This window comes from Microbacterium sp. (assembly GCF_047607465.1).
Lineage (GTDB): Bacteria > Actinomycetota > Actinomycetes > Actinomycetales > Microbacteriaceae > Microbacterium.
In genome coordinates, this window is record NZ_JASGCY010000007.1 from 1 (window position 1) to 26,186 (window position 26,186).

21 protein-coding genes are annotated in these 26,186 nt (G+C 69.7%); 10 read left to right on the plus strand and 11 right to left on the minus strand.

Annotated features, from left to right (window positions below):
• Positions 1-285: 285 nt before the first annotated feature.
• The 5 genes from QM568_RS00770 to QM568_RS00790 all read right to left on the minus strand — a co-directional run bounded on the left by QM568_RS00770 (position 286) and on the right by QM568_RS00790 (position 6,551).
• Positions 286-2,394, minus strand: a complete 2,109-nt coding sequence (locus QM568_RS00770) for a RecQ family ATP-dependent DNA helicase (protein ID WP_415134810.1) — start codon at positions 2,392-2,394, stop codon at positions 286-288.
• Positions 2,395-2,601: 207 nt separating this feature from the next.
• Positions 2,602-3,111, minus strand: coding sequence for a phosphoribosyltransferase (locus QM568_RS00775; RefSeq protein WP_415134812.1), 510 nt, complete (start codon positions 3,109-3,111; stop codon positions 2,602-2,604).
• Positions 3,112-3,133: 22 nt separating this feature from the next.
• A complete protein-coding gene (locus tag QM568_RS00780) occupies positions 3,134-3,979 on the minus strand; it encodes a transglutaminase family protein (protein WP_415134814.1) in 846 nt (281 codons plus the stop codon).
• The gene (locus QM568_RS00785) at positions 3,976-4,902 is read right to left on the minus strand and encodes an alpha-E domain-containing protein (RefSeq protein WP_415134816.1); all 927 of its coding nucleotides are present in this window, start codon (positions 4,900-4,902) and stop codon (positions 3,976-3,978) included. Before QM568_RS00785 ends, QM568_RS00780 begins: the two co-directional genes overlap by 4 nt.
• Positions 4,896-6,551 carry a circularly permuted type 2 ATP-grasp protein gene (locus tag QM568_RS00790; RefSeq protein WP_415134818.1) on the minus strand — a complete coding sequence of 552 codons (1,656 nt, stop codon included), beginning with the start codon at positions 6,549-6,551 and terminating at the stop codon, positions 4,896-4,898. The genes QM568_RS00785 and QM568_RS00790 overlap by 7 nt, the downstream gene beginning before the upstream one ends.
• Before the next feature lie 164 nt (positions 6,552-6,715).
• On the opposite strand from QM568_RS00790, the gene QM568_RS00795 reads away from it, so the two are divergent.
• Both QM568_RS00795 and QM568_RS00800 read left to right on the plus strand, forming a co-directional pair.
• A complete protein-coding gene (locus QM568_RS00795; RefSeq protein ID WP_415134820.1) occupies positions 6,716-8,398 on the plus strand; it encodes a thiamine pyrophosphate-binding protein in 1,683 nt (560 codons plus the stop codon).
• A 48-nt stretch (positions 8,399-8,446) separates the two neighbouring features.
• On the plus strand, positions 8,447-8,926 hold the full coding sequence (locus QM568_RS00800) for a helix-turn-helix domain-containing protein (protein WP_415134822.1): 480 nt from the start codon (positions 8,447-8,449) through the stop codon (positions 8,924-8,926).
• A 120-nt stretch (positions 8,927-9,046) separates the two neighbouring features.
• Here QM568_RS00800 and QM568_RS00805 read toward each other — a convergent pair whose 3' ends face one another.
• From QM568_RS00805 to QM568_RS00830, 6 genes are all read right to left on the minus strand, one after another.
• Complete coding sequence (locus tag QM568_RS00805) at positions 9,047-9,661, minus strand: response regulator (protein ID WP_415134824.1); 615 nt, start codon at positions 9,659-9,661, stop codon at positions 9,047-9,049.
• Positions 9,658-10,818 carry a sensor histidine kinase gene (locus QM568_RS00810; protein WP_415134826.1) on the minus strand — a complete coding sequence of 387 codons (1,161 nt, stop codon included), beginning with the start codon at positions 10,816-10,818 and terminating at the stop codon, positions 9,658-9,660. The genes QM568_RS00805 and QM568_RS00810 overlap by 4 nt, the downstream gene beginning before the upstream one ends.
• Before the next feature lie 10 nt (positions 10,819-10,828).
• Positions 10,829-11,584: an ABC transporter permease gene (locus QM568_RS00815; protein ID WP_415134828.1), complete on the minus strand. Its 756-nt coding sequence runs from the start codon at positions 11,582-11,584 to the stop codon at positions 10,829-10,831.
• 3 nt (positions 11,585-11,587) lie between these two features.
• Positions 11,588-12,508, minus strand: a complete 921-nt coding sequence (locus tag QM568_RS00820; protein ID WP_415134830.1) for an ABC transporter ATP-binding protein — start codon at positions 12,506-12,508, stop codon at positions 11,588-11,590.
• Positions 12,509-12,576: 68 nt separating this feature from the next.
• On the minus strand, positions 12,577-14,418 hold the full coding sequence (locus QM568_RS00825; protein WP_415134832.1) for an FAD-dependent monooxygenase: 1,842 nt from the start codon (positions 14,416-14,418) through the stop codon (positions 12,577-12,579).
• A 1-nt stretch (position 14,419) separates the two neighbouring features.
• Complete coding sequence (locus QM568_RS00830; protein WP_415134834.1) at positions 14,420-15,802, minus strand: MFS transporter; 1,383 nt, start codon at positions 15,800-15,802, stop codon at positions 14,420-14,422.
• 44 nt (positions 15,803-15,846) lie between these two features.
• On the opposite strand from QM568_RS00830, the gene QM568_RS00835 reads away from it, so the two are divergent.
• The 8 genes from QM568_RS00835 to hpaE all read left to right on the plus strand — a co-directional run bounded on the left by QM568_RS00835 (position 15,847) and on the right by hpaE (position 26,179).
• Positions 15,847-17,445: a fumarylacetoacetate hydrolase family protein gene (locus QM568_RS00835; protein ID WP_415134836.1), complete on the plus strand. Its 1,599-nt coding sequence runs from the start codon at positions 15,847-15,849 to the stop codon at positions 17,443-17,445.
• The gene (locus QM568_RS00840; RefSeq protein WP_415134838.1) at positions 17,442-18,113 is read left to right on the plus strand and encodes a GntR family transcriptional regulator; all 672 of its coding nucleotides are present in this window, start codon (positions 17,442-17,444) and stop codon (positions 18,111-18,113) included. The genes QM568_RS00835 and QM568_RS00840 overlap by 4 nt, the downstream gene beginning before the upstream one ends.
• The gene (locus tag QM568_RS00845) at positions 18,110-19,078 is read left to right on the plus strand and encodes a helix-turn-helix domain-containing protein (RefSeq protein WP_415134840.1); all 969 of its coding nucleotides are present in this window, start codon (positions 18,110-18,112) and stop codon (positions 19,076-19,078) included. The genes QM568_RS00840 and QM568_RS00845 overlap by 4 nt, the downstream gene beginning before the upstream one ends.
• A 161-nt stretch (positions 19,079-19,239) precedes the next feature.
• Positions 19,240-20,703 carry an aldehyde dehydrogenase family protein gene (locus QM568_RS00850; protein WP_415134842.1) on the plus strand — a complete coding sequence of 488 codons (1,464 nt, stop codon included), beginning with the start codon at positions 19,240-19,242 and terminating at the stop codon, positions 20,701-20,703.
• 32 nt (positions 20,704-20,735) lie between these two features.
• On the plus strand, positions 20,736-22,274 hold the full coding sequence (locus tag QM568_RS00855) for an APC family permease (protein WP_415134844.1): 1,539 nt from the start codon (positions 20,736-20,738) through the stop codon (positions 22,272-22,274).
• Positions 22,271-23,395 carry a tyramine oxidase subunit B gene (locus tag QM568_RS00860; protein ID WP_415134846.1) on the plus strand — a complete coding sequence of 375 codons (1,125 nt, stop codon included), beginning with the start codon at positions 22,271-22,273 and terminating at the stop codon, positions 23,393-23,395. The genes QM568_RS00855 and QM568_RS00860 overlap by 4 nt, the downstream gene beginning before the upstream one ends.
• A gap of 15 nt (positions 23,396-23,410) precedes the next feature.
• Positions 23,411-24,598, plus strand: coding sequence for an N-methyl-L-tryptophan oxidase (solA, locus tag QM568_RS00865; RefSeq protein ID WP_415134848.1), 1,188 nt, complete (start codon positions 23,411-23,413; stop codon positions 24,596-24,598).
• Between the two features lie 84 nt (positions 24,599-24,682).
• Positions 24,683-26,179 (plus strand): 5-carboxymethyl-2-hydroxymuconate semialdehyde dehydrogenase, encoded by a 1,497-nt coding sequence (gene hpaE, locus QM568_RS00870; RefSeq protein WP_415134850.1) that lies wholly within the window; start codon positions 24,683-24,685, stop codon positions 26,177-26,179.
• Positions 26,180-26,186: the final 7 nt, after the last annotated feature.

Here is a 26,186-nt window from a genome sequence, read left to right on the forward strand (position 1 = left end):
CCGGCGCACGGCCCCAACGCACGGCCCCGACGCACGGCCCCGACGTACGACCCCGACGCGACCCCAGCGCACGGCCCTGACGCACGACCCCAACGCACGACCCCAGTGCACGACCCCAACGCACGACCCCAGTGCACGACCCCAACGCACGACCCCAGTGCACGACCCCAGTGCACGACCCCAACGCACGACCCCAGTGCACGACCCCAGCCCACGGCCACAACGCGCGACCCCAACGCACGACCCCGGCGCGCGTCCCCCCGGCGCGCACAGCGCGCGACGTCGTCAGCCGCGCAGCGCGAGCACGAACGGGAGCACGGCCGACGCGCCGGCGACGCGGAGCTCGCGCGCGGCGACCGTGAGGGTCCATCGGCTGTCGGCCTGGTCGTCGACGAGGAGCAGGGGGCCGGCGGGGACCGCAAGGCCCTCGGCGGAGAACCTGCCCCACACGCCGGCCAGCCGGAAGGCGCTGTTGCCGCCGGGCTGCCCGGTGGGGCCGCCGTCGACGAGGCTGAGCGCGCCCAGATAGGACAGCCGGCCGATCTCGGCGATGCCGCGCGCCAGCGAATCCACCAGCTGCGGCCGCGACCGCGACGGCATCGCGACGACCGCGACCGGGCGCTCGGCCCAGCCCCACTCGGCCAGCACGCGCACGCATCCGCCGAGCACGGATGATGACACGACAGCATCCGCCGCTCCCGCTCCGAAGAGCTCCCGCAGCGCACCGCCCCAGCCGAGGTCGGTGAGACGGGCCAGAGCGCGCCCTTCGTCCGACTGCTCGTCGGGGGCGATGCGCCCCTTGACCGGCACGCCGAGCCGGTCGGCTCCAGTCGGCCACTGCTTGCGCGGCTCGATCGGCACGCCGACGCGGTCGAGGGACTGCACCGCGCTCTCCCGCTCCCGGTCACCGATCGCCACCGGGAACCAGGGGCCCGCGCAGTTGTCGCAGCGCCCGCAGGGAGCCGCACTCTCGTCGTCGAGCACCCGCTGCAGGAACTCCATGCGGCACCCGCCGGTCGACTCGTACTCGAGCATGCTCTGCTGCTCGGCGACCCGTTCGGCGGCGATGCGCGCATAGCGCTCGGCGTCGTAGACCCAGGGCTCGCCGGTGGCGACCCAGCCGCCCTGCACCCGACGCACCGCACCGTCGACGTCGAGCACCTTGAGCAGCAGTTCGAGAGGAGTACGACGGATGTCCACCATCGCCTCGAGCGCCGGCGTCGACACCGGTCGATCGCCGAGGGCGGCGATCACGCGCTCCGCGCGCTCCCGATCGGGCATCGAGGCCGTCGCGAAGTAGTGCCAGATGTCGCGGTCCTCCATCCCGGGCAGCAGCAGCACATCGGCGCTCTCGCTCGCCCGGCCCGCTCGTCCGACCTGCTGGTAGTAGGCGACCGGCGACGACGGGGCACCGAGATGGATGACGAACCCGAGATCGGGCTTGTCGAACCCCATGCCCAGCGCGCTCGTCGCGATCAGCGCCTTCACCTCGTTGCGCTTGAGCATCCCCTCGCTCTCGGTGCGCTCATCGGTGTCGGTCTGCCCCGTGTAGGCGCGCACGTCGTGTCCGCTCTCGCGCAGCAGTCGCGCCGTGTCGACCGCAGCCGCGACCGTGAGCGTGTAGATGATGCCCGATCCGGGCAGGTCGTCGAGATGGCTGAGCAGCCATGCGAGACGGCTCGCCGAGTTCGGAAGACGCAGCACGCCCATGCGCAACGAGGTGCGCGCGAGCGGTCCGCGGATGGTCAGCACGTCGGCATCCGTCCCTCTGCCGCCCAACTGCTCGGCGACATCGGCGACCACACGGCTGTTCGCCGTCGCGGTCGTCGCGAGCACCGGAACGCCCTGCGGCATCTGAGCGATGAGGTCGTGCAGCCGCCGGTAGTCGGGGCGGAAGTCGTGCCCCCAGTCGCTGATGCAGTGCGCCTCGTCGACGACGAGCATGCCGATGCGCCGCACGAGCGCGGGCAGCTGCTCCTCGCGGAACGCGGGGTTGTTCAGGCGCTCGGGCGACACCAGCAGCACGTCGACCTCGTCGCGATCGAGCCGGTCGAGCACGTCAGACCACTCGTGCGCGTTCGTCGAGTTGATCGCCACCGCGCGCACCCCGGCGCGTTCGGCGGCCGCGATCTGGTCGCGCATCAGGGCCAGCAGCGGTGAGACGAGCACGGTCGGTCCCGCACCGCGCCGGCGCAGCAGGAGCGTGGCGACGAAGTACACCGCCGACTTGCCCCACCCTGTGCGCTGGACGACGAGCGCGCGCCGCCGGCCCTCGACGAGGGCGTCGATCGCCTCGTACTGCCCGTCGTGGAACTCGGCGTCGCGCCGTCCGGTGAGATCGCGCAGCGCGGAGAGCGCCGCATCGCGGATGCCGGAGGGACGAGCGGAGGTCATGCATCCCACTCTGCCCGACCCCACCGACACTCCAGCCCGTCCCCGACGCCCTTTCCACCGAGAAACCACTTCCGCCTCGAAACACCACGCCTGGGGTGGTGTCTCGCCGCCGAAGTGGTTTCTCGACCAGACAGACCTTCTCACCCAGACAGACCTTCTCGGCCGGACAATCCTTCTCACCCAGAAGAAAGAAAGAAGACAAGCGCGTCAGGCCGTCGGCGGAAGGCCGAGGTCCTCCTCGCGGACCGTGCCCTGGAACGACCACGGGAAGTCGATCCAGCGATCGGTGTCCTTCCAGGCGTAGTCGGGCTGGATGATCGTCGTCGGTTTCGTGTAGATCGTCGCCGAGCGCACATCGGCACCCTTGTCGCGCAACAGCTGCGCGGCGAGCACGAGGGTCTTGCCGGAGTCGGCGACGTCGTCGACGAGCAGCACCCGGCGTCCGTCGAGATAAGCCATGTCGAGCTCGGGCGGCAGCACCTCGGGGGCATCGAGCACGGTGCCGATGCCGGTGTAGAACTCGACGTTGATCACGCCGCAGTTCTTCGCGCCGAGGCCGTACGCGATGGCGCCGGCGGGCAGCAACCCGCCGCGGGCGATCGCGACGACCACGTCCGGCTCGAAGCCGCTCGTCAGGATGCTCCGCGCGAGGTCGCGCGTCGCCGCGCCGAAACCGTCCCAGGTGAGCGTCTCGCGCTCGTTCGCCGCATCGGTCACGTGACGATCCTCTCCCACGACCCTATTCCAGTCTCGTCAGCTCGACCTGCACGAACAGCTCCGATCCGATCGGCCCTGCGTACACGCCGCGCAGCGGCGCGACATCGGCGTACTCGCGGCCGTGACCGACGTAGACGTGACCCGGCCCGATCTCGACGAGGTTGGTCGGGTCGAACCCGCGCCAGCGCCCGGAGTACCACTCCACCCAGGCATGAGACTCCCCCGCCACGGGCTCGCCGATGGGCGCATCACGGTCGGGATGCAGGTAGCCCGAGACGTACCGCGAGGGGATGCCGGCGGCGCGCAGCACGCCGAGGGCGACGTGGACGATGTCCTGGCACACGCCCGACCGCGTCGGCCACGCGTCGCGCGCCGTGGAGTTGACGCCGGTGACCCCGCGCCGGTACTCCATCGCATCTCCGACGACACGGCAGATTGCCAGGGCCGTCTCGTCGATGCCCGTCCCCTCGGCACGGGCCCGCTCCGCGATCGCGATCATCTCGGCATCCGGCATCGTCGCCGGCGTCTGTTCCAGGCACTCGGCGAGCGCGAGCGATCGCGGCAGCGATTCGGCCAGCATCTCCCAGGACAGCGTGCCGGTCGGCACCGGCACCGGGCGCACGTCGACGATGCTGGTCGCCGTCACCACGAGGGACTGGTGCGGCGTGAGCACCTCGAACGTGGAGACCTCGGTGCCCCAGTAGTCGATGTAGGAGTGCTGGGTCGCCGCCGGGAGGGTTTCGAGCGTCGCCTGCAGCACGAACTGCCCCTCACGGGTGTGCGGCAGCATCCGCGCTTCGTTGTACGACGCCGTCGCCGACTCCGAGTAGCTGAATCCCGTGCGGTGCACGATGCGCAGGCGGCTCACAGCGCCTCTCCGATCCACACCGGCATCGCGATCGACGGGAAGTACTGCTCCCGGATCGCGTCGCTCGCCATCGACACTCCCACCTGGACCTCTTCCATGCTCTCCGACAGACTGTGCACGATATCGGCGATCGGCCGGAACTCCAGCTCGGAGCGGATGCGCCCGAGCACCAGATGCGCCCGTCCGGGTGTGCGGAACGAGCCGACAGGGTCGATGCCGCGCAGGCACTCCTCGGCGTGCAGCACACTGGAGAGCACCGACCGCGGGAAGAGCCGGTCCACGAGCAGGAACTCGACAGCCGACGCCGCCGTCGGCACCGCGCGATGGCTGCGCAGATGCGCCTCGTACGCCCCGCAGCTGCGCAGCAGCGTCGTCCAGCTGGGGCCGCCCGCCTCGGTGAGCGAGCGGGTGGCGAGCAGGCGCGCGGTCATGTCGGCCCGCTCGATGGCGCGCCCCAGCGAGAAGAAGTGCCAGGCCTCGTCACGGCTCGTCGAGGAGTCGACGACGCCGAACGCGAGGGCGGCGCGGTCGCGCACCCAACGGAAGTGCTGGTGCGTCTTGTCCGACGCCATCCGCCGAGGCATCCGGGCGTTGGTCTCGTTGAGGGTCTCCCAGAGGTCGGTCGAGATGATCTCGCGGGCGCGGCGGGCGTTCTCCCGCGCCGCGGCGACGGAGTGCGCGACGGATGCTGCGTGGTCGCGGTCGAGCACGAGGATCCTGACGACGTCTTCGCGGCTGAGGGGCGCATCGCCTTCGGCCTGCGTGCCCATCACCGACAGCAACGACCGGCACGCGGTGTCCTCGTCGACCCAGGGGTCTTCGAGAAGCAGCTGCAGGTGCACATCGAGGATGCGCGCGGTGCCGTCGCTGCGCTCGATGTAGCGGCCGATCCAGAAGAGGGCTTCGGCGATGCGGCTCAGCACGGCAGCACCTCCGCTCGCGCCTGCTGCTGTTGCTGTTGCTGCTGGTGATGGCGGGTGACGAGATCCTCATCGGCGGGAGAGGAGCGGAACGGCGTGTGCGGATCCTCCCGTACCGGAGCGACGGTCGTGATCGCGGCGGTGGCGAGCGTGACCTCGTCGGAGGCGGCACCCGACTGGTTGCTGTTCGGGTTGGCCGCTGTCGCGGCATCGAGCACCCAGGTGTCCTTCGAACCGCCGCCCTGGCTGGAGTTGACGACGAGCTGTCCCTCGGGCAGCGCCACCCTGGTCAGCCCGCCCGGAAGCACCCAGATGTCCTCGCCGTCGTTCACCGCGAACGGACGCAGATCCGCATGCCGGGGTCGGAATCCGTCTTCGACGAGAGTCGGGATCGTCGACAGCTGCACGACGGGCTGCGCGATCCAGCCGCGCGGATCCTTGCGCAGGGAGCGCCGGAGGGTGTCGAGCGTCTTGGCCGAGGCGTCGGGGCCGATCACGATGCCCTTGCCCCCCGAACCGTCGACGGGTTTGACGACGAGCTCGTCGAGCCGGTCGAGCACCTCGGCCAGAGCATCCGGTTCCTCCAGCCGCCACGTGTCGACGTTGGGGATCACCGGCTCCTCGCCGAGGTAGTAACGGATGAGGTCGGGGACGTAGGTGTAGACGAGCTTGTCGTCGGCGACCCCGTTGCCGATGCCGTTCGCGATCGTCACGTTGCCCAGGCGCGCCGCGAGCACGAGCCCGGGAGCGCCGAGCACGGAGTCCGGCCGGAATTGCTGCGGGTCGAGGAACTCGTCGTCCACGCGTCGGTAGATGACGTCGACGCGCATCGGCCCCGCCGTGGTGTGCATCCACACCCGCCCTCCCGAGCAGAACAGGTCGCGACCCTCGACGAGCTCGATGCCCATCGTGCGCGCGAGCAGCGTGTGCTCGTAGTACGCCGAGTTGTAGACGCCGGGGGTGAGCACGACGACATTCGGATTCTCCACGCCGCGCGGGGCCGCCGCCCGCAGCGCCTGCAGCAGACGGCTCGGGTAGTCGACCACTGGACGCACCCGCAGACTCGTGAACAGTTCGGGGAGCGTCTGCGCCATGACCTGCCGGTTGGCGAGCACGTAGCTGACCCCGCTGGGAACGCGCACGTTGTCCTCGAGCACTCGCCAGGCGCCACGCTCGTCGCGGATCACGTCGATACCGGCGACGTGAATGCGCACGCCGTTCGCGCCGACGACGCCCGCCGCCTGGCGATGGAAGTGCGTCGACGAGCTGATCAGCGAGGCCGGGATCACGCCGTCGCGCACCGCGCGCTGCGGGCCGTAGACGTCGGCGAGGAACGCTTCGAGCGCCCGCACGCGTTGACTCACGCCCCGCTCGACGTACGACCAGTCCTCGGCGGCGACGATGCGCGGCACGACATCGAGCGGAAAGGGGCGCTCCTCCCCGGCGAAGTCGAACGTGACGCCCTGGGCGAGATACGAACTGGCCAGCGCCTCGGTGCGGGCGCGCAACTCGGAGTCGTCCATGCGATCGAGCGCTGGGAACATCTCGCGATACGGCTCGCGCACGGCGGCGCTGCCTTCGGGGAACATCTCATCCCAGGCGCCGCTGCCGGAAAGAGTGCGGTTCGAGTACCCGTTGAACAGCGATTCCATGCGGGAATGCTCCTCGCCTCTCATTTCACACACGTTACAGCCCCGCGACGGATAGACTCCATATGTCCGGCCGTCGAAGGCCGGTGCCTGAAAAAGAGGCACGAAGTCGGCACTCGGCGAGACACATACGGAATCCCCTTCTCCGTGTCTCGAAAGGCTCTCGCATGCCCACCGTCTCCGCGCACGTCGCCCTCACCCTCGCCCAGCACATCGACGCCGTCTTCGGCGTCATGGGCAACGGCAACGCCTACTTCCTCGACGCGATCGAGAAGCAGACGGATGCCGTCTTCACCGCCGTCCGGCACGAGCAGGGCGCGGTGGTCGCCGCCGACGCGCACTTTCGCGCCTCAGGTCGCATCGCCTGTGGCACCTCGACCTACGGCGCCGGCTTCACGAACACGATCACGGCCCTCGCCGAATCGGTGCAGGCGCACGTGCCGCTCGTGCTCGTCGTCGGCGACGAGCCGACCTCCGGACCTCGCCCGTGGGACGTAGACCAGATCGCCCTCGCCTCGGCGGTCGGCGCACGCACGTACACCGTGGGACGAGCGGATGCCGCGGCCACCACCGTCATCGCGATCGAGCATGCGCTGACCTACCGCGTTCCCGTCGTGCTCGCCATCCCCTACGACGTCGCCGCCCTCGAGGCAGGCCCCGTACCGGAGGCCCCGCAGCCCGTCGTACCGGCGCCGCTCGCGCCCCGCGGCGCGTTCGCCGAGGGGATGCTGGACGAAATCGCTGAGGCGCTGCGCTCGGCGCGGCATCCGTTCCTCCTCGCGGGGCGCGGGGCGTGGCTGGCGGATGCTGGCGCGGCGCTGGGTGAGCTGGCAGCGGTCACCGGCGCTCTGACGGCGACCTCGGCGCTGGGGAGGAGAGTCTTCCCCGATGGGCGGTACGACCTGGGTGTGACCGGCGGGTTCGGTGCCGAGGCCGCGATGCGTCTCGTGCGCGAGGCCGATGTCGCCGTGGTGTTCGGCGCGTCGCTGAACCAGTTCACGATGCGCTTCGGCGACCTGTTCGCCCCCGGCACCCGGGTGTTCCAGATCGATACGGCGCCTGCGGCGACCCACCCGCACGTCGGCGGCTTCGTGCGCGCCGACGCCCGCGTGGCCGCCGAGGCGCTCGTCGCCCGTGTGGCCGCAGCGTCCGGAACCGTGCCAGGGGCCGCATCCGAAACCGGGCGCGCGCGGCCGTGGCGCGAGAGCGTCGACGTCGCGGCCGCGAGGACGTACGAGGGCGGAGACGAGTTCGCCCCTGACGGGCGGCTCGACCCCCGCTCGGCCGCGCGTCGCATCGCCGAACTGCTACCAGACGACCGTGTGGTCGTCTCCGACGGCGGGCACTTCATCGGCTGGGCGAACATGTACTGGCCCGTCGCGGCGCCCGATCGCATGATGATGGTCGGCACCGCGTTCCAGGCTATCGGGCTGGGCTGGCCGAGCGTCGTCGGCGCCGCCCTCGCCCGCCGCGAATCGACGATCGTGCTCACCAGCGGCGACGGCGGCGGTCTCATGGCGATCGCCGACCTCGAATCCGCCGTGCGCGCAGCGGGCGGACGCGGCATCGCCGTGATCTGGAACGACGCCGCATACGGTGCCGAGGTGAACCTCTACGGCCTCAAAGGGCTCGCCGATGAACCCATGCGCATCCCGGAGGTCGACTTCGCCGCCTTCGCCGCCGCGGTGGGCGCGGAGGGCGTGGTCGTGCGTACCCTCGCCGACCTCGACCGCCTCGCCGCATGGGCGCACGAGGATGCGGCGACCCGCCGCTTCCTGCTGCTCGACCTGCGTATCTCGGGCGATGTCATCGCGCCCTACCAGCAGGAGATCATCCGCGTGAACTCCTGAGCGATATCGCTCTTTCGCTATATCGCTCATCCGCGTAGTCTGTGTGCCATGGTTCTCGCAGCCGATCTGATCCGTGACGGGCGAACACGCGCAACGATCACGCAAGCCGAGCTGGCGCGCCGGTCGGGCGTGCCTCAGAGCGTCATCAGCGCGTACGAGAGAGGGCGACGCGAGCCGTCGTTCCGCATGGTCGATACACTCCTCGCCGCCGTCGGCGCGACGGTGCAGCTCGTACCGCGCCCGATGCTCGCCGAGATCCGTGACCGGCGGGACGAGCTGTACCGTATCCTGGTCGCCCACGGCGCATCGAACACGAGTGTCTTCGGTAGCGTCGCCCGCGGCGACGAGACTGCAGAGAGCGACATCGATCTGCTCACCGACTTCGCCGAAGGCACCGGACTCCTCGACATCCTCCGTCTGCAGGCCGAGCTCGAAGCGGTGCTGGGTCGGCGCGTCGATATCGTCGCTCGCGCCGGCCTGAAACCGGATGTCGCGCGCAACGCCCTCCGCGACGAGGTACCGCTGTGAGCAGGTCTCCGAGCGAGCGTCCTCACGGTACAGATGCACGACCCTGGGACGGATGCACGCCCGAAGGGCGGAATACGTCGTGCCGGTGTTCCCGGGTCGTGCAGGTGTGCCGGCCGAACCTCAGATCCACCCCTTGTCGAGCGCGATCCGCACGGCCTGGGCCCTGTTCCCGGCCCCGGTCTTGCCGATGGCTGCGGAGAGGTGGTTACGAACGGTCCCCGCGGAGAGGAACACCTCGGCGGCGATCGCCGCGGCCGAGCGGCCATCGGCGGCCAGGCGCAGCACCTGCTGCTCGCGCTCGCTGAGCGGGTTCGCCCCCTCGAACAGACTCTCCTCGGCGAGCGCCGGGTCGAGCACACGCATCCCGGCGTGCACGCGCCGCACGGCATCCGCCAGCTTCTCGGCCGGGCTGTCCTTGACGACGAAGCCGCTCGCCCCCGCGTCGAGAGCGGATCTCAGATAACCGGGCCTCGCGAAAGTCGTGACGATGAGCACACGCGTGCCGGTGCTCGCGGCGCGCAGCGTCCTGGTCGTCTCGATGCCGTCGATGCCCGGCATCTGGATGTCCATGAGGCAGACGTCGGGCGACTGCTCCGCGACGACGCGCAGCGCCTCGGCGCCGTCGGCGGCGTACCCCACGACCTCGAGGTCGGGTTCGAGGTCGAGCAGCGCCCCGAGCGCGCCCCGCACGAGCGCCTGGTCGTCGGCGATCACCAGACGGATGCCGTCGCTCACCACGTCACCTCCACCCGGGTCCCCCCGGACTCCCGTGGCCCGATCGCGAACGTCGCCCCCGACGCCGCGGCACGCTCGCGCATCCCCCGGATGCCGTTGCCCTCGCGACCGCCGGATCCGGCGCCGTCGTCGGACACCGAGAACCTCCCCGGGGCGAGCGTCACCGTCAACCGCGAAGCCCCCGCGTGCCGAAGCGTGTTCGTCGTCGCCTCGCGGAGGATCCACGCCGCGGTGATCGCCTGCGCGGCCGACAACGCGGCCGCCTCCCCCTCGACGACGAGGGCGATGCCGCCGGCCGACAGCGCGTCGCGCGACTGCGCGAGCTGATCGATGAGCGTCGTCGCCCGTGTTCCGGCGACCGTGGTGCGCACCCCGGCGATCGCCTCAGCGGTCAATTGCTCGATGTCGGCGAGTTCGGCCTTGGCCCGCTCCGGATCGGTGTCGATGAGACGCCGTACGAGCTGCGCCTTGAGGCCGACCACCGTGAGCGAATGCCCGACGAGGTCGTGCACATCGCGGGCCACGGCCTCGCGCGCCTCGCTCGTCGCCAGCTCCAACCCGAGCCGATCGGCCTCGCTCGAGCGCATGATCAACCACGTCGAGACCGTGTTGACGATCCCGAGCATGACGACGATCGCCAGCACCGAGACGTACTGGAGCCCGCCGGGGAGCAGGAAGACGCACACCGCTGTCACCGCGACGCACGCCGCGAACGCCAGCCAGTGCCACAACCGCGTCAACCCGTAGGACGCGAACGACATGATGAACGGCAGAAAGCTCAGCGCCGATCCGCCGACGGCGGGGACCGTCAGCAGCGTGAACACGATCAGCAGGGCGAACGTCGTCCACTGCCGTTGCGCGACCGGGCGGCCAAGGCCGCTCTCGTGGCGCATCCCGTACATGAAGCCGACGACGTACAGCACGACGAAGGCGATCAGCGCGATCCAGCCGATGATCACCCATGCGAGCGGGGCCTCAGACCGCGTCAGGGCGAACAGCGGATACAGCAGGAACACCAGCCAGACCACCGCCATCAGCCAGCCGAAGCGCGCCCACGGATCCTTCACGCCCTTCTGCCGCGCGCCTCCTGCGGCCCACGCGGCCGGGGGCGCCCCGGCCGCCGCGAACCGCGCTGCGTCGCTGCGGGTGTCGGTCATGACGTCCAACTTACTGACGTGCGCGGGAGCGGCGGGCGCCGGCCACGACCAGCGCCGCGAACAGCACGACCCAGACCACGACGTTCAGCACGAGCATCCACACCTCATCGGTCTGTCCGGTCGTGAGCCGTCCCTCGGTGAGCGGCCACCGGCTCAGCGCGACGAAGCCGTAGAGCGGCGTGAAGCGGGCGATGTCGAGCATCACACCCTCCAGCGGCATGAAGACGTTGCCGAAGAAGGCGAAGAAGGTCATCGAGATCGAGGCGAGCGCTGTTGCGGAGTCTCCGCTGAAGAAGAGCCCGACACCGAGGCCCCAGAGCCCGTAGATCAGTCCGAGGCCGAGGATGATCCCAGCCGCCGCAAACCAGCGCCAGACGGCATCGGCCTCGGCTCCGGTCAGCATCCCGGCGACAAACACGGCAACCAGAGACAGCGCGGCGTAGGCGACGGCGGTGAGGAGCTTCGTCTGCGCGTACCCGGTCGCCGTCAGCGGCGACATCGCGAGCTGGCGGCCCCAGCCCTGCTTAGCCTCGGTGGCGGCGAGCGAGGTGAGCGAGCTCATCGCCACGGCGGTGCCGTACGCCGCCATCGAGACCATCACGTAGAAGGATGCGTTTCCGTGCCCGACCGAGAGCTTGCCGTAGCCCATGCTGGCGCCGAACAGCAGGTACATCGCAACCGGCATCGCGAGCGTGAAGGCGAGAGTGTAGGGGTTGCGCAGCTGACGGATCGCCTCGATGCGCAGCATGGTGGGTGAGAGAAGCATAGGTCAGTCCTCCGTGAGGGCGGTGAAGGCGGTTTCGAGGGTGGGCGCGGCGATCTCGAGATCGCGCGCGCCGGCGCTGAGCAGGGCGAGGGCCGCCGCATCGGAATCGGCGGTGCGCACCGTGAGGCGGTCGGCATCGAGACGGATGCCGGACACCCCTGCCATCGCTTCGATCCTCGTTGTCAGGGCGTCACGCTCGAAGTCGGGGAGGGTCGCTGAGACCGTCCGCTCCCCCAGGCTCGCCCGCAGCTGTGCGGTGGGCGCATCGGCGACGATCGTTCCGCGGTGCATGACGACCGTGCGCCTGGCGAACTGCTCGGCCTCTTCGAGGTAGTGCGTCGCGAAGACGATCGTGCGGCCGGCATCCGCGTCGGCGCGCATCACGTCCCAGAAGTGACGACGGCCGGTGACGTCCATGCCAGCGGTGGGCTCGTCAAGGACAAGGATGTCGGGGTCGGGCACCATCGCGAGGGCGAACTTGACCCGCTGCTGCTCGCCGCCGGAGCACTTCGACACCTTGCGCTTGGCGAGGTGGACGAGGTCGGCGCGGCGCAGGACATCGGGCACTCGATCCAGCGCCGCCCGTCCGTGCAGCGACGCGATGAGCTCGACGGTCTCACCGACGGTGACGTCGCCGAGCAGCCCGCCGGTCTGCAGCACGGCCGCGATGGCACCCGACTTCGATGCGGCTGCGGGCCGGCCGCCGAGCACCGAGACGGTTCCGGAGCTCGGGTCGGTGAGCCCGAGGAGCATGTCCAGGGTGGTTGTCTTCCCTGCGCCATTCGGGCCGAGGAGCGCGACGACCTCACCCCGACCGATGGCGAGCGTGACGCCGTCGACGGCTTGAACCCGGCGGTCGCCGACGCCGAAGTGGCGGCGGACGTCTGTCAGCTCGATGACGGATGCTGCGGCTGTTGTGTCCATGCATCCAGCATCCCGACGCGGCGCCGCCAGCGCTGTCGTGCACTGTCACGTCTTCGGCATGACAGGTGTCATGCCGGCAGGAACGCGCCCTCCAGGAACTCCGCCAGCTCTCCCCCCGCATCAAGCGGCAGCACGGCGGCGACGTACTGGTCGGGGCGCACGACGACGACTACCCCGTCGCGGGAGAGCTCCCGCGCCTCGAAGATGTCGACGTCGGTCCACTTCGATGGGCCCGCGGCGTAGAGCTTCTCCCAGTCGGTGAGACAGAGCGGCCCCGTCTTCGGCTGGAACAGCGCCGGCGCGGTGGTGACCTCGAGCTCCTCGTACGGCTGCTGGCAGACGGCCTTCACATCGAAGACCGCATCGACGTCGGCATCCGGCGGGGTGAACCGGGCGAAAACCGGTGCGGCAGCATCCGCCCACTGGCTCAGCACCGACCCGTCACGGTCTCCGAACGCGTAGACCCGCCAACGTCCGTCGGCCCTGGCGTGGTGCCCCAGGTGCACGACGTTGCCGTCGGCGACCCGCACGACCTCGGCCGATTTGAAGCGCTTGCCGAGCGGGAAGCCTGCGGCGAGCGCCTGGTGCCGATCGTCGCCGACGATCATCGACGCCGAGTACTGCGTCATGAACCCCGAGGGGAACTCGGCGGTGCCGAGGTAGAAGGTGGCGAGCTCGGTGGGGTCGGAGATCTCCTCGGGCTTTCGCGCCATCAGGCTCGACCACTCGCGGTCGAAGTCGATGAGCTCCTGCGCGACGGGTCGCCGCTCAGCGCCGTAGGTCGAAAGCAGCGCCTCGGGGGCACGTCCGGTGAGCACCGAGCCGAGCTTCCAGCCGAGGTTGAAGCCGTCCTGCATCGACACGTTCATACCCTGCCCCGCCTTGGCGCTGTGCGTGTGGCACGCATCTCCCGTGAGGAAGACCCGCGGATGCCGGTCGGTTCCGGTGGCGTCGTCGAAGCCGTCGGTGACCCGATGCCCGACCTCGTACACGCTGTGCCAGGCGACCTCCTTCACCTCGATGGAATACGGATGCAGGATCGCGTTCGCCCGGCGCACGATCTCCTCGATCGGCGTCTGCCTGACCCGGTGGTCGTCGTCGGCGGCGACTTCGCCGAGGTCGATGTACATGCGGCTGAGGTAGCCGCCCTCGCGCGGGATGTGCAGGATGTTCCCTGCTTCGGAGTTGATCGCGCACTTCGTGCGCCAGTCGGGGAAGTCGGTGTTCACGAGCACGTCCATGACGCCCCAGGCGTGGGCCGCGGCCTCGCCCACGTGCGTGCGGCCGATCGCCTCGCGCACCCGGCTGCGCGCTCCGTCGCATCCGGCGACGTACTTCGCGCGGACGGTTCGTTCGGCGCCGTGGTCGCGCAGCGCGACCTCGACCGGGTACTCCCCCGCCTCGTGCACCGTGAGCCCGAGGAACTCCACGCCGTAGTCGGGCCTGATGCGCGCCGGCCCGTTCACCGCGGCCTCGGCGAAGTAGTCGAGCACGCGCGCCTGGTTGACGATGAGGTGCGGGAACTCGCAGATGTCGTACGCGTAGTCGGCCGTGCGGGTGGTGCGCACAATCTCGTCGGGTCGCTCGGGGTCAGGGCCCCAGAAGTTCATCCAGCCGATGTTGTACGCCTCGGCCATGATCCGCTCGGCGAAGCCGAACGCCTGGAACGTCTCGACGCTGCGCGGCTGGATGCCGTCGGCCTGGCCGAGCTCGAGGCGCCCTTCCCGCTTCTCGATGATGCGCGTCGTGATGCCAGGGTACTGCGACATCTGCGCGGCGAGCAGCATCCCTGCAGGCCCCGATCCGACGATGAGCACGTCGACCTCGTCTGGGAGCTCGTCGGGTCGCTCGGCGCCAGCGGGGAGGACCCGCGGGTCGCCGGAGACGTAGCCGTGATGGTGGAACTGCATCTCAGGCCTTCGACAGTCCGTAGATCGGGCTCACCGACTGCTCGGCCTCGTGATCGGGACCCAGCGGGATGCCGGAGCGATCGCGCAGCAGCAGGGTGGCGACGAGTCCGAGCACAGTCATGCCGGCGAGATACCAGGTGACGGAGTCCGTAGTGCCGGTCGCATCGACCAGCGCCTTCGCGATCGTCGGGGCGAACGCGCCGCCGGCGATCGCTCCGATCGCGTACGAGATGGACACCCCGGAGAAGCGGATGCTGGCAGGGAAGAGCTCGGCGTACAGCGCGGCCTGCGGGCCGTAAGTGAGCCCGAGCCCGATCGTGAGGACGGCGAGGCCTGCGAAGACGAGGCCGATCTCTCCGGTGTTCACGAGCGGGAACAGCGCGAAGACGCCGCCGAGCTGCAGCACCCAGCCGATGATGTACGTCGTGCGTCGTCCGATGCGGTCGGAGATCAACCCTCCGAATGCAGCGAAGATCAGCCAGGTGATCGCAGAGCCGGCGACGGCCCAGAGGATGGAGCCCTTCTCCATCGCCAGAGGCCCATCAGGGTTCGTCGTGTAGTTCTGGATGTACCCGCCGGTGGTCATGTAGCCCACTGCGTTGTTGCCCGCGAAGACCAGTGCGGCGATGATCACGAGCAGCGCATGACGGCGGAACAGCTGCACGATCGGCAGCTTGGTCTGCTCCCGGCGCTCAGCGATCTCGGTGAACACCGGGCTCTCCTCCACACGGCGGCGCACGTAGTAGCCGATGAGGATGAGCGCGAACGACAACAGGAAGGGCACACGCCAGCCCCATGCGAGGAAGGCGTCACCGGGGGCGATCATCGTCATGCTCGCCATCACGCCGGAGGCGAGCAGCAGACCGAGCGGCACGCCGATCTGAGGGGATGCGCCGAACAGTCCGCGCTTCGCGCGCGGGGCGTGCTCGACGGCCATCAGCACCGCGCCGCCCCACTCGCCACCGGCCGAGATGCCCTGCAGAATGCGGAGCAGGAACAGCAGGATCGGCGCACCCACACCGATGACCGACGCCGTCGGCAGGAGGCCGATGAGCGCCGTGGACGCACCCATCAGGATCAGCGTGATCATGAGCACGGTTCGGCGACCGATCTTGTCGCCGAAGTGCCCGGCCAGGAACGCACCGAGCGGACGGAAGAGGAAGCTGAGGCCGATCGAGATGAACGCCACGATCTGCTCGGCATCCTTGCCGAACGGCGAGAAGAAGAGCGAGCCGAAGACGAGGCCCGCTGCGGACGAGTAGATGAAGAAGTCGTACCACTCGACCGTGGTGCCGACGATGGTGGCGAACACGACGCGGCGTCGGTCGGCGGGGGCGGCGATGGTTCCGGTGGGGGTGAACCCGTCGTGCGCGGGACTGGTCATGCTCTCTCCTTTGAGGTGACGGCGTCGGCGGAGGCGAATTCCGGATGCTTGCCGCCGATACCCAGGATGATATACGATTTCGAATACGACGCACAAGAGCAGCGCAAGGAGGCGCATCCGTGACGGCATCCGTCCCCCGCCCCGGCAAGATCATCGCGATCCACATCAGTTATGCCTCGAGAGCCGACCAACGCGGCCGGCGCCCGGCCGCGCCCTCGTACTTCTTCAAACCGGCTTCATCGGTCGGCGTCACAAGGGGCACCGTCGAGCGCCCCGCCGGCACCGAGCTGCTCGCCTTCGAGGGCGAGATCGCCCTGATCATCGGCACCGCCGCGCGACGCGTCGCGCTGTCGGACGCCTGGTCGCACGTCGGCTGGGTCACGGCCTCGAACGACCTGGGCCTCTACGACCTGCGCGCGAACGACAAGGGCTCGAACGTGCGCTCCAAGGGCGGTGACGGGTACACGCCCCTCGGCCCCGAGTACATCGACGCCCGCGCCGTCGATCCTGGTGCGCTGCGGGTGCGAGCATGGGTGAACGGCGAACTCCGGCAGGACGACACCACCGCCGGCCTCATCTTCACGCTGCCGCAGCTCGTCGCCGACCTGTCGCAGCACTTCACGCTCGAGCCGGGGGATGTGATCCTCACCGGGACACCGGCTGGTTCGTCGGTCATCGTGCCAGGCGACGTCGTCGAGATCGAGGTGGACGCACCGGATGCTCCAGGCGCTCCGTCTTCTGGACGCCTCGTGACGACGGTCGTGCAGGGCGAGGTGCCGTTCGACCCGGAGATCGGGTCGCTCCCCGCCGTCGACCACCTGCAGCGAACCGAGGCCTGGGGCTCCCGCGAGGCCGCCGGACTCCCGCCCGAGCCCCCGGCCGCCCCGCAAGCGCAGCGAGACGAAACGCCCTCCGCCCTCAACGAGTACCTCCGCGCGAAGCTCCTCGCCGCCCCCACCGCCGGGCTCTCTTCCGAGTTGCGCAAGCGCGGCCACCACTCCTGCTTCATCGACGGCGTCTCATCCAATATCCCGGGTGCCAAGATCGTCGGCACGGCGAAGACACTGCGCTTCGTGCCGTTCCGCGAAGACCTCTTCGCATCCCACGGCGGCGGCTACAACGCGCAGAAGCGCGCCTTCGACGCCGTGGGCGAGGGCGAGATCATCGTGATCGAGGCACGGGGCGATGCGAGCAGCGGCACCCTCGGCGACATCCTCGCCCTGCGCGCGAAGGTGCGCGGCGCCGCCGGGGTCGTCACCGACGGCGGCGTGCGCGACGCCGACGCCGTCACCGAGATCGGCCTGCCCGTCTTCTCGAAGGGCGCGCATCCGTCGGTGCTGGGCCGCCGCCACGTCCCGTGGGACGTCGACGTCACGATCTCGTGCGGCGGTGCGGCCGTCCAGCCCGGAGACATCATCGTGGGCGATGCGGACGGCGTCATCGTCATCCCACCGGCGCTCGCCGAGGAGGTCGCCGACGCCGCCCTCGCCCAAGAAGAGGAGGATGCCTGGATCGCCGAGCAGGTCGCCACTGGGCATCCGGTCGACGGCCTGTTCCCGATGAACGCCGAGTGGCGGGCGACGTACGCCCTTCGTCCCGCTGCGCTCGCTCAGGAAGCGGACGAGGAAGGGCCGCGGACGTGACGATCAGCAAGTCCGAGTCGGCCTACCGGTGGATCCGATCGCGCATCGCGGCGCACCGTTTCGGGCCAGGGTACCGTCTCGTCCTCAGTGCGATCGCCGACGAGCTCCAGATGAGCGTCGTCCCGGTGCGCGAGGCCATCCGGCGCCTCGAGGCCGAGGGCCTCGTCACCTTCGAGCGCAACGTCGGCGCCCGCGTCGCGATGGTCGACGAGAGCGAGTACGTGCACACGATGCAGACCCTCGGCCTCGTCGAAGGCTCAGCCACCGCGCTGTCGGCGCCCCTGCTGCGTGACGAGGATCTCGAACGCGCCGACGAGATCAACGACCGCATGCGCCGCCTGCTCGACCACTTCGACGCGCATGCGTTCACCGCGCTGAACCGCGACTTCCACTCCGCCCTGTACGAGCCGTGCCCCAATCCGCACCTGCTCGACCTCGTTCATCGCGGATGGTCGCGGCTCTCCGGCATCCGTGATTCCACCTTCGCCTTCGTGCCAGGACGAGCGAGCCACTCCGTCGAGGAGCACGGCGAGATCCTCCGGCTGATCCGTGCTGGCGCCGATCCGCTCGAGATCGAACTGGCCGCGCGGAACCACCGCTGGCGCACGATCGACGCGTTCCTCGCCGCCCGGCATCCCGAGAGACTCGCCGAGACGGCGGCGTCATGAGCGCCCCGGCGATCGGCCTCGTGGGCGCATCGCCCGCCGCCGCGGCGAGCCCGGTCGCGACCGCTCGATCGGTACCAGCTTTCGCCGAGCTCGTCGCCTCGTCGTTCGTGCCGCTGGAGATCACGACTGATCGTGAAGCCGGCTTCGCCGCACGGCTCCTCGGCGCCCAGGCGAACGACGTGCTGTTCACCGAGGTCGCCGCGACCGCGCACACCGTCACGAGGACAGAGCGGGCCATCGCCGCGGGGGGCAGCGGCTTCTACAAGGTCAACCTGATTCTCCAGGGAACCGGGCTCCTCATCCAGGACGGACGCGAAGTGCTGCTGCGCCCCGGCGACATCTCGGTCTACGACACGTCGCGCCCGTACACGCTGCACTTCGACGACACGGTGCGCAACCTCGTCACGATGCTCCCCCAGTCGCGGCTGAGCCTGCATCCCTCGTCGGCGGCAGAGCTCATGGCTACCGCCGTGCGCGCCGACGAACCGCTCAGTCCCGTGCTGGCCTCGTTCCTGCGGCAGTTCCCGTTGGGTCTGCACGGCATCGACGCCCCGGTGCGAGCACGCGTGGGCGACACGTGCGTCGCGCTCGTCGACACCCTGTTCGCGCAGCTGCTCGGGCAGCACGGTGGGCGCGACCCGCGGCGCGAATGGCACGAGCGGATCGACGCGTTCATCGATGCGCACCTGGGCGATCCCGCTCTGAGCCCCGCCGCCATCGCCGCCGCACACTACATCTCGCTCCGGCAGCTGCATGCCCTCTTCGCAGACCGCGGGCTCACTGTCGCAGCGACGATCCGCGAGAAGCGCCTGGCCCGCTGCCGCGCCGATCTCACCGACCCGCTGCACGCCGCCCACACCGTGGCCGAGCTCGCGGCGCGCTGGGGATTCACGGATGCTGCGCACTTCAGCCGCACCTTCAAGCGGCAGTTCGGAGTGACGCCTCGCGAGCTGCGCGCCGCCTGACCGGACGCTTCGACGAGCTCCACGACCCGCAGAGAGCAGCAGACGACCCTCCACCGCGCGCAATTCTGCTTGACCACGCGTGCACAGCGAGCTCGCGCCCCTTCCGCGGGCTGACCCTCGCGCGCACGATGTGTGCCATCCGCTTCCGAAAGGGTTCTCCGATGATGCACGAATCTGACAGCGTCCGCGCACTGCCGATCATCACCTTCGACGACGACGAGCTGCTCACCGCCGCGAGCGCCTCCGCCGCAGCATCCGCCGACGCCGGCGTCGCCGTCGATCCCGCCACCGGCGCCGAGATCGGTCGCTTCCCGAACCAGTCGATCGCCGACCTCGAGGCGGCCATCGACACGGCGGAGGCGGTGCAGCCCGAGTGGGCGGCGCTCGACGACCGTGTGCGCCGCGCCTACCTGCACCGCGCCGCCGACGCGATCGAGGCGTCGTCCGAGGCTCTCGCCCGCCTGCTCTCGCGTGAGCAGGGCAAGCCCCTCAACGGACCGAACGCCCGGTTCGAGGTCGGGGCGTGCGCGGTGTGGACCCGCTCGGCGGCGGACACCGAGCTACCAGTGGAGGTGCTCATCGACGACGGCGAGAACCACGCTGAGCTGCACTACCGCCCGATCGGGGTGGTCGGGGCGATCTCGCCGTGGAACTGGCCGATGATGATCTCGATCTGGCAGATCGCCCCGTCACTGCGAATGGGCAACACCGTCGTGATCAAGCCCGCCGAGACGACGGCGCTCTCTGTGCGCGCCCTCGTGGCGGTGATGAACCAGGTGCTGCCCGCCGGAGTCCTGAACGTGGTCACCGGCCCCGGTCGCACCGTCGGCGCCGCGCTGACGCGGAGCCCGAAGGTCGGCAAGATCATGTTCACCGGGTCGACCCCTGTGGGGCAGCAGATCATCGAGGCCTCGGCGGCCAACGTGACCCGGCTGACGCTCGAGCTCGGCGGCAACGACGCCGGTATCGTCCTTCCCGACGTCGACCCGGCGGCCATCGCGCAGGACCTCTTCTGGGGCGCTTTCATCAACACCGGCCAGACCTGCGCCGCCCTGAAGCGGCTGTACGTCCACGACGACGTGTACGACCGGGTCGTCGAAGAGCTCGCGGCCGTCGCCTCATCCGTGCCGATGGGTGTCGGCCTCGACGAGGGCAACCTGCTGGGTCCCGTGCAGAACCGCAATCAATTCGACGTCGTCGACCGGCTGGTGGAGTCCGCGAAAGCCTCCGGCGCACGCGTCGTGCTCGGCGGCGACCCTGACTACGATGCCCCAGGCAACTTCTACCCGACCACGCTCGTCGCCGACATCGACCCGCACAACGACCTCGTGCTCGAGGAGCAGTTCGGACCGGTGCTGCCGATCATCCGCTACACCGACCTCGACGAGGCCGTGCGCCTCGCCAACGAGCTCGACTATGCGCTCGGTTCATCGGTGTGGTCGGCCGACCGCGACGCGGCGCTCGCCGTCGCAGCCCGGTTGCGCGCGGGCACGACATGGATCAACTCGCACGGCGGGCTCCACCCGGCCGTGCCGTTCGGCGGGGCGAAGAAGTCCGGCTACGGCCGCGAGTTCGGCGTCGAGGGCCTCAAGGCGGTCTCCGAGCCGCACGTCATCAACGGCTGAACACCGACCAGAACGTTGCGAAGGAGATCCCAATGACCAGCATGCATCACAGCCCGGCCGAGCACGATCCCGGCCTCAGCCGTCGCCGACTCGGCTTCGGATCGATCACCTTCATGATCATCGCCGCCTCGGCACCGCTCACGGTGGTCGCCGGCGGCGTCACCACCTCGTACGCGGTCACAGGGTCCCTCGGGGTACCGCTCGGATTCCTGCTGATCGCCGTGATCCTCACGGCCTTCGCCGTCGGTTACACGGCGATGAGCCGCTTCGTCACGAACGCCGGCGCCTTCTACGCCTACGTCGCGCAGGGCCTGAACCGGGCGCTCGGCGTCGGCGGATCGCTGCTCGCCCTGGTGTCGTACAACGCCATGCAGATCGGGATCTACGGCCTGTTCGGCTTCCAGATCTCCGCGATGCTCGAGGCGAAGAACGGCACGTCGACGCCCTGGTGGCTCTGGGTGTTCCTCTGCATCGTCGTCGTCGGGGTGCTGGGCGTCAACCGCGTCGACCTGTCGGCGAAGGTCCTCGGCACGCTCGTCGCTCTGGAGTTCGTCGTCGTGATCGTGTTCGACATCGTCGCGCTCGGCGTCGCTCCGGAGGGCGTCTCGACAGCCGCCCTCAACCCCGCGGCGCTCTTCGGGCCGGCGCTCGGCCTCGTGCTGGTCTTCGGCGTCGCCGCGTTCATGGGCTTCGAGAGCGGTGCGATCTATGGCGAGGAGGCCAAGGATCCTCAGCGCACCGTGGCGCGGGCGACCTATGCGGCGGTCGCGATCATCGGGCTGTTCTACGCGTTCAGCGCCTGGGCGTTCTCCGTCGGCGTCGGCCCCTCGGCGATCGTCGACGCCTCGCGGGAGTCGGGTCCCGACCTCATGTTCGTCTTCATGACCGATCACGTCGGCGTGCTGCTGGCCGACATCATGTCGCTGCTGTTCATCACGAGCCTGTTCGCCGCGCTGCAGGCGTTCCACAACGCCGTCGCGAGGTATCTCTACTCCCTCGGCCGCGAGGGTGTGCTTCCGCACCACTTCGGGCGCACGAATCGCGCCGGCGCGCCGTGGGCCGGCTCGCTCGCGCAGTCGGTGCTCGCGGTCGTCGTGGTGGCCGGCTTCGCGATCGCCGGCGACGCACTGGGCGGGGCGAAGGCGCTCGGCGGTGCGCCCGAGATCCTCTTCCCCGTGCTCACCCTGTTCACCTGGCTGACGAACACCGGCGCCGCGGGTCTCGTGCTGCTGATGGGCATCACGGCGATCGCCGCCTTCGGCTACTTCCGCAAGGACTCGCGCGGCCTGAGCGTGTGGACGACCTCGATCGCTCCTCTCGCATCCGCCGCCGCGCTCCTGGCGATCTTCGTGCTGGTGCTCGGCAACTTCCCGCTCATGCTCGGGCAGACCGAACCCGACGCCACCACCATCGTGCTGCCGGCGCTGCTCATCGTCGCCCTCGTGGGCGGCATCATCTGGGGCGCGGTCCTGAAGCGGCGCGACCCCGCCGTCTATGCGCGGATCGGTCACGGCACCGAGCCAGGAGCCTACGGAACCGCGCTCATCGACGTCGTAGGAGACCAGAAATGAGCAGCACCATCGACTTCCTCTACCTGAACGAGCCGGACATGATCCGCGCCGGCGTCACCGACATGTCGGCGTGCGTCGACACGATGTCCGACATGCTCGTGCTCTTCGGGAAGGGCGACTACCGCATGGCGGGAACCGAGAACAACTCGCACGGCGCGCAGATCTCCTTCCCCGCGGAACCCGCGTTCCCCGGCATGCCCGCCGACGGGCCCGATCGGCGGTTCATGGCGATGCCGGCATATCTCGGCGGAGACTTCCAGACGGCCGGATGCAAGTGGTACGGGTCGAACGTCGCCAACAAGCAGCACGGCTTGCCGCGCTCGATCCTCATGTTCACGCTGAACGACAAGGACACCGGCGCCCCGCTGGCGATCATGTCGGCGAACCTGCTCAGCGCCTATCGCACCGGGGCGATCCCCGGCGTCGGCGCCCGGCATCTCGCCCGCGAGGACGCGACGGTCGTCGGCATCATCGGGCCGGGGCCTATGAACCGCACCTCGCTGGAGGCCTTCGTCGCCGTGCGTCCTGGTATCCGCACCGTCAAGGTCGCCGGCCGCGGCCAGGCCGGGGTCGATGCGTTCATCGCCTGGGCGCGCGAGCGCTTCTCGCAGCTGCAGGTCGAGCAGGTGCCCGATATGGAGAGCGCTGTGCGCGGATCGGATATCGTCAGCATCGCCGTGCCCAGTCCGTCGGGATCAGCGAACTACCCACGCATCGAGGACGACTGGGTCTCCCCCGGCGCCTTCATCTGCTGTTCGGCGCACCTCGCCGTCGATGAGGCCCTGGTGCAGCGCGCCCGGCACGTCGCCGACGCCCGCAGGATCTACCAGGCGTGGGCCGAGGAGCTGCCGGCTCCCGCGCACGAGACCGTAGGGATCTGGGGAATGCACCTGTGCGACCGCGTGCACGACGGACGGATGGCGCCCGAGCAGTTCGAGGATCTCGGGGAGATCATCCAGGGGACGACCCCAGGTCGCCGCGATGACGACGAGGTGTTCGTCTTCTCCGTCGGCGGGATGCCGACGGAGGATGTCGCCTGGGCGACCGTGGTCTACCGCAACGCCCTCGAGAAGGGCATCGGCACGACGCTGCGGCTGTGGGATGCTCCGGCGCTCGCCTGAGCTGCGGAGGAAGGGATGAGCGTGGACATGCAGAGGGCGGATGTCGTCGTCATCGGTACCGGAACGGTCGGTTCGATGGCGCTGTGGCAGCTGAGCACGCACGAGGGGATCGACGTCGTCGGCATCGAGCAGTACGGTCGCGTGCACTCGCTCGCCTCGTACGCGGGCGAGTCACGGGTGTTCCGCACCGCGGTGCACGAGGGCGGCACCTACGTCGACATGATCCAGCGTTCGCGGTCCCTGTGGCGTGAGCTGGAGGGCGAATCGGGTCGCTCGATCTACTCCGAGGTGGGTGCCCTCTCGATCGCGCCTGCGGGCTTCCCCGATCTCGAGACGGCGCTGCGCACCGTGCGCGAGTTCGACCTCCCGCATCGGATGCTCGATTCCTCCGACCTGCGCCGCGAGTATCCCCAGCATCGCGTTCACGACGACGACGTCGGCCTGCTCGACGCGCAGGGCGGGGGCCTGCGTCCCGAGGTCGCCGTGATGAGCGCCCTCGACGTGGCCGAATCGCGCGGCATCCGCCTGCTCTTCAACACCGCCGTGCTGGGCATCGAGGAGCGCGCGGACGGCGTCGTGGTGCGCACCTCACAGGGCGTGTGGCTGGCGGATCGCGTGATCGTGTCGGCGGGCTCGTGGTCGACCCGTCTCTCCCCCGACCTCGCACGGCTGCTGCGCCTGCAGGTGCTGGGGCTCACCTGGTTCATGCCGAAGGATCCGTCGGCCTTCGCCGCCGAGCGGTTCCCCGCGTTCCTGCGCGATTCCGGCCCCGTGCACTTCTTCGGAGCCCCGAGCTACGACGGCTACTCGTTCAAGGCGTGCACGAACCCGACCTGGCCTGTGATGCACGACGTGTCGGAGGTGCCGCGGCATCACACCCGCGAGGAGCTCATCACGATCGGCCAGCGCGCCGCCGAGCTGTTCGAGGGTATCAACCCCGAGCCGGTCCGCGAGAGCGTTCATCACTGCGCCTACACGCCCGATCGCCTCCCCGTCGTCGACGTGAACGGTTCAGGACGCGTCATCACGGTCGCCGGCCTCTCCGGGCACGGGTTCAAGTTCTCGCCGCGGCTCGGACAGTACGCCGCGGCGCTCGCCACGGGCGCGTCTGCCGACGAGGCCGGTGTCGATCCGCGCTTCGCCCTCGCCCGCCACCTCGAGCGCCTCGACGTGCTCGGACCGTACGGAGGCGGCGGGCACTGACCGCCCGCGCACATCCACCCATTGCACCGCCGATCCGGATCGTATACGATCTGAATCACAGCCACGCTGACACGAAGGACGATGATGACCGACGCACACGTTCCGGCCGACCTGCCGCAGACGATCCAGCACTACATCGACGGCGCCTTCGTCGATTCCGCCGACGGCGACACCTTCGAGGTGCTCGATCCCGTCACCAACGAGACCTACGTGCGCGCCGCCGCCGGCAAGAAGGCCGATGTCGACCTCGCCGTCTCCGCAGCGAAGCGCGCGTTCGCCGATGGACCGTGGCCGCGGATGCTGCCGCGCGAGCGCTCGCGCGTGCTGCACCGGATCGCCGACATCGTCGAGTCGCGCGACCAGCGGCTCGCCGAGCTCGAGTCGTTCGACTCGGGGCTGCCGATCACGCAGGCCCTCGGCCAGGCGCGGCGCGCGGCCGAGAACTTCCGCTTCTTCGCCGACCTCATCGTCGCCCAGGCCGACGACGCCTTCAAGGTGCCGGGCCGCCAGCTCAACTACGTCAACCGCAAGCCGATCGGCGTGGCCGGCCTCATCACGCCGTGGAACACCCCGTTCATGCTCGAGTCGTGGAAGCTCGGCCCCGCGCTCGCGACCGGCAACACGGTCGTGCTCAAACCCGCCGAGTTCACGCCGCTGTCCGCATCGCTGTGGGCCGGCATCTTCGAGGAGGCGGGCCTTCCGCAGGGCGTGTTCAACCTCGTCAACGGACTCGGTGAGGACGCAGGAGACGCGCTCGTCAAGCATCCGGATGTCCCCCTCATCTCCTTCACCGGAGAGAGCCGCACCGGGCAGATCATCTTCGGAAACGCCGCGCCGTTCCTCAAGGGCCTGTCGATGGAGCTGGGCGGCAAGTCACCCGCGGTCGTCTTCGCCGACGCCGATCTCGAGGCCGCCGTCGACGCCACCATCTTCGGCGTCTTCTCGCTCAACGGCGAGCGCTGCACTGCGGGCTCGCGCATCCTCGTGCAGCGGGAGATCTACGACGAGTTCGTCGAGCGCTACGCAGCCCAGGCGCAGCGCGTGAAGGTCGGCTACCCGCACGATCCCGACACCGAGGTCGGCGCGCTCGTGCACCCCGAGCACTACGACAAGGTGATGAGCTACGTCGAGATCGGCAAGGGCGAGGGGCGGCTCGTGGCCGGCGGTGGTCGCCCCGAAGGCTTCCCCGATGGAAATTTCGTCGCCCCGACCGTGTTCGCCGACGTCTCCCCCGACGCACGGATCTTCCAGGAGGAGATCTTCGGCCCGGTCGTCGCGATCACCCCCTTCGACACCGATGAAGAGGCGCTCGCGCTCGCGAACAACACGAAGTACGGCCTCGCCGCCTACATCTGGACGAACGACCTCAAGCGCGCGCACAACTTCGCGCAGTCGGTCGAGGCGGGCATGGTGTGGCTGAACAGCAACAACGTCCGGGACCTGCGCACCCCCTTCGGCGGCGTGAAGGCGTCCGGACTCGGTCACGAGGGCGGCTACCGCTCGATCGACTTCTACACCGATCAGCAGAGCGTGCACATCACGCTGGGCCCCGCCCACAACCCGACGTTCGGCAAGAACTGAGCAAGGA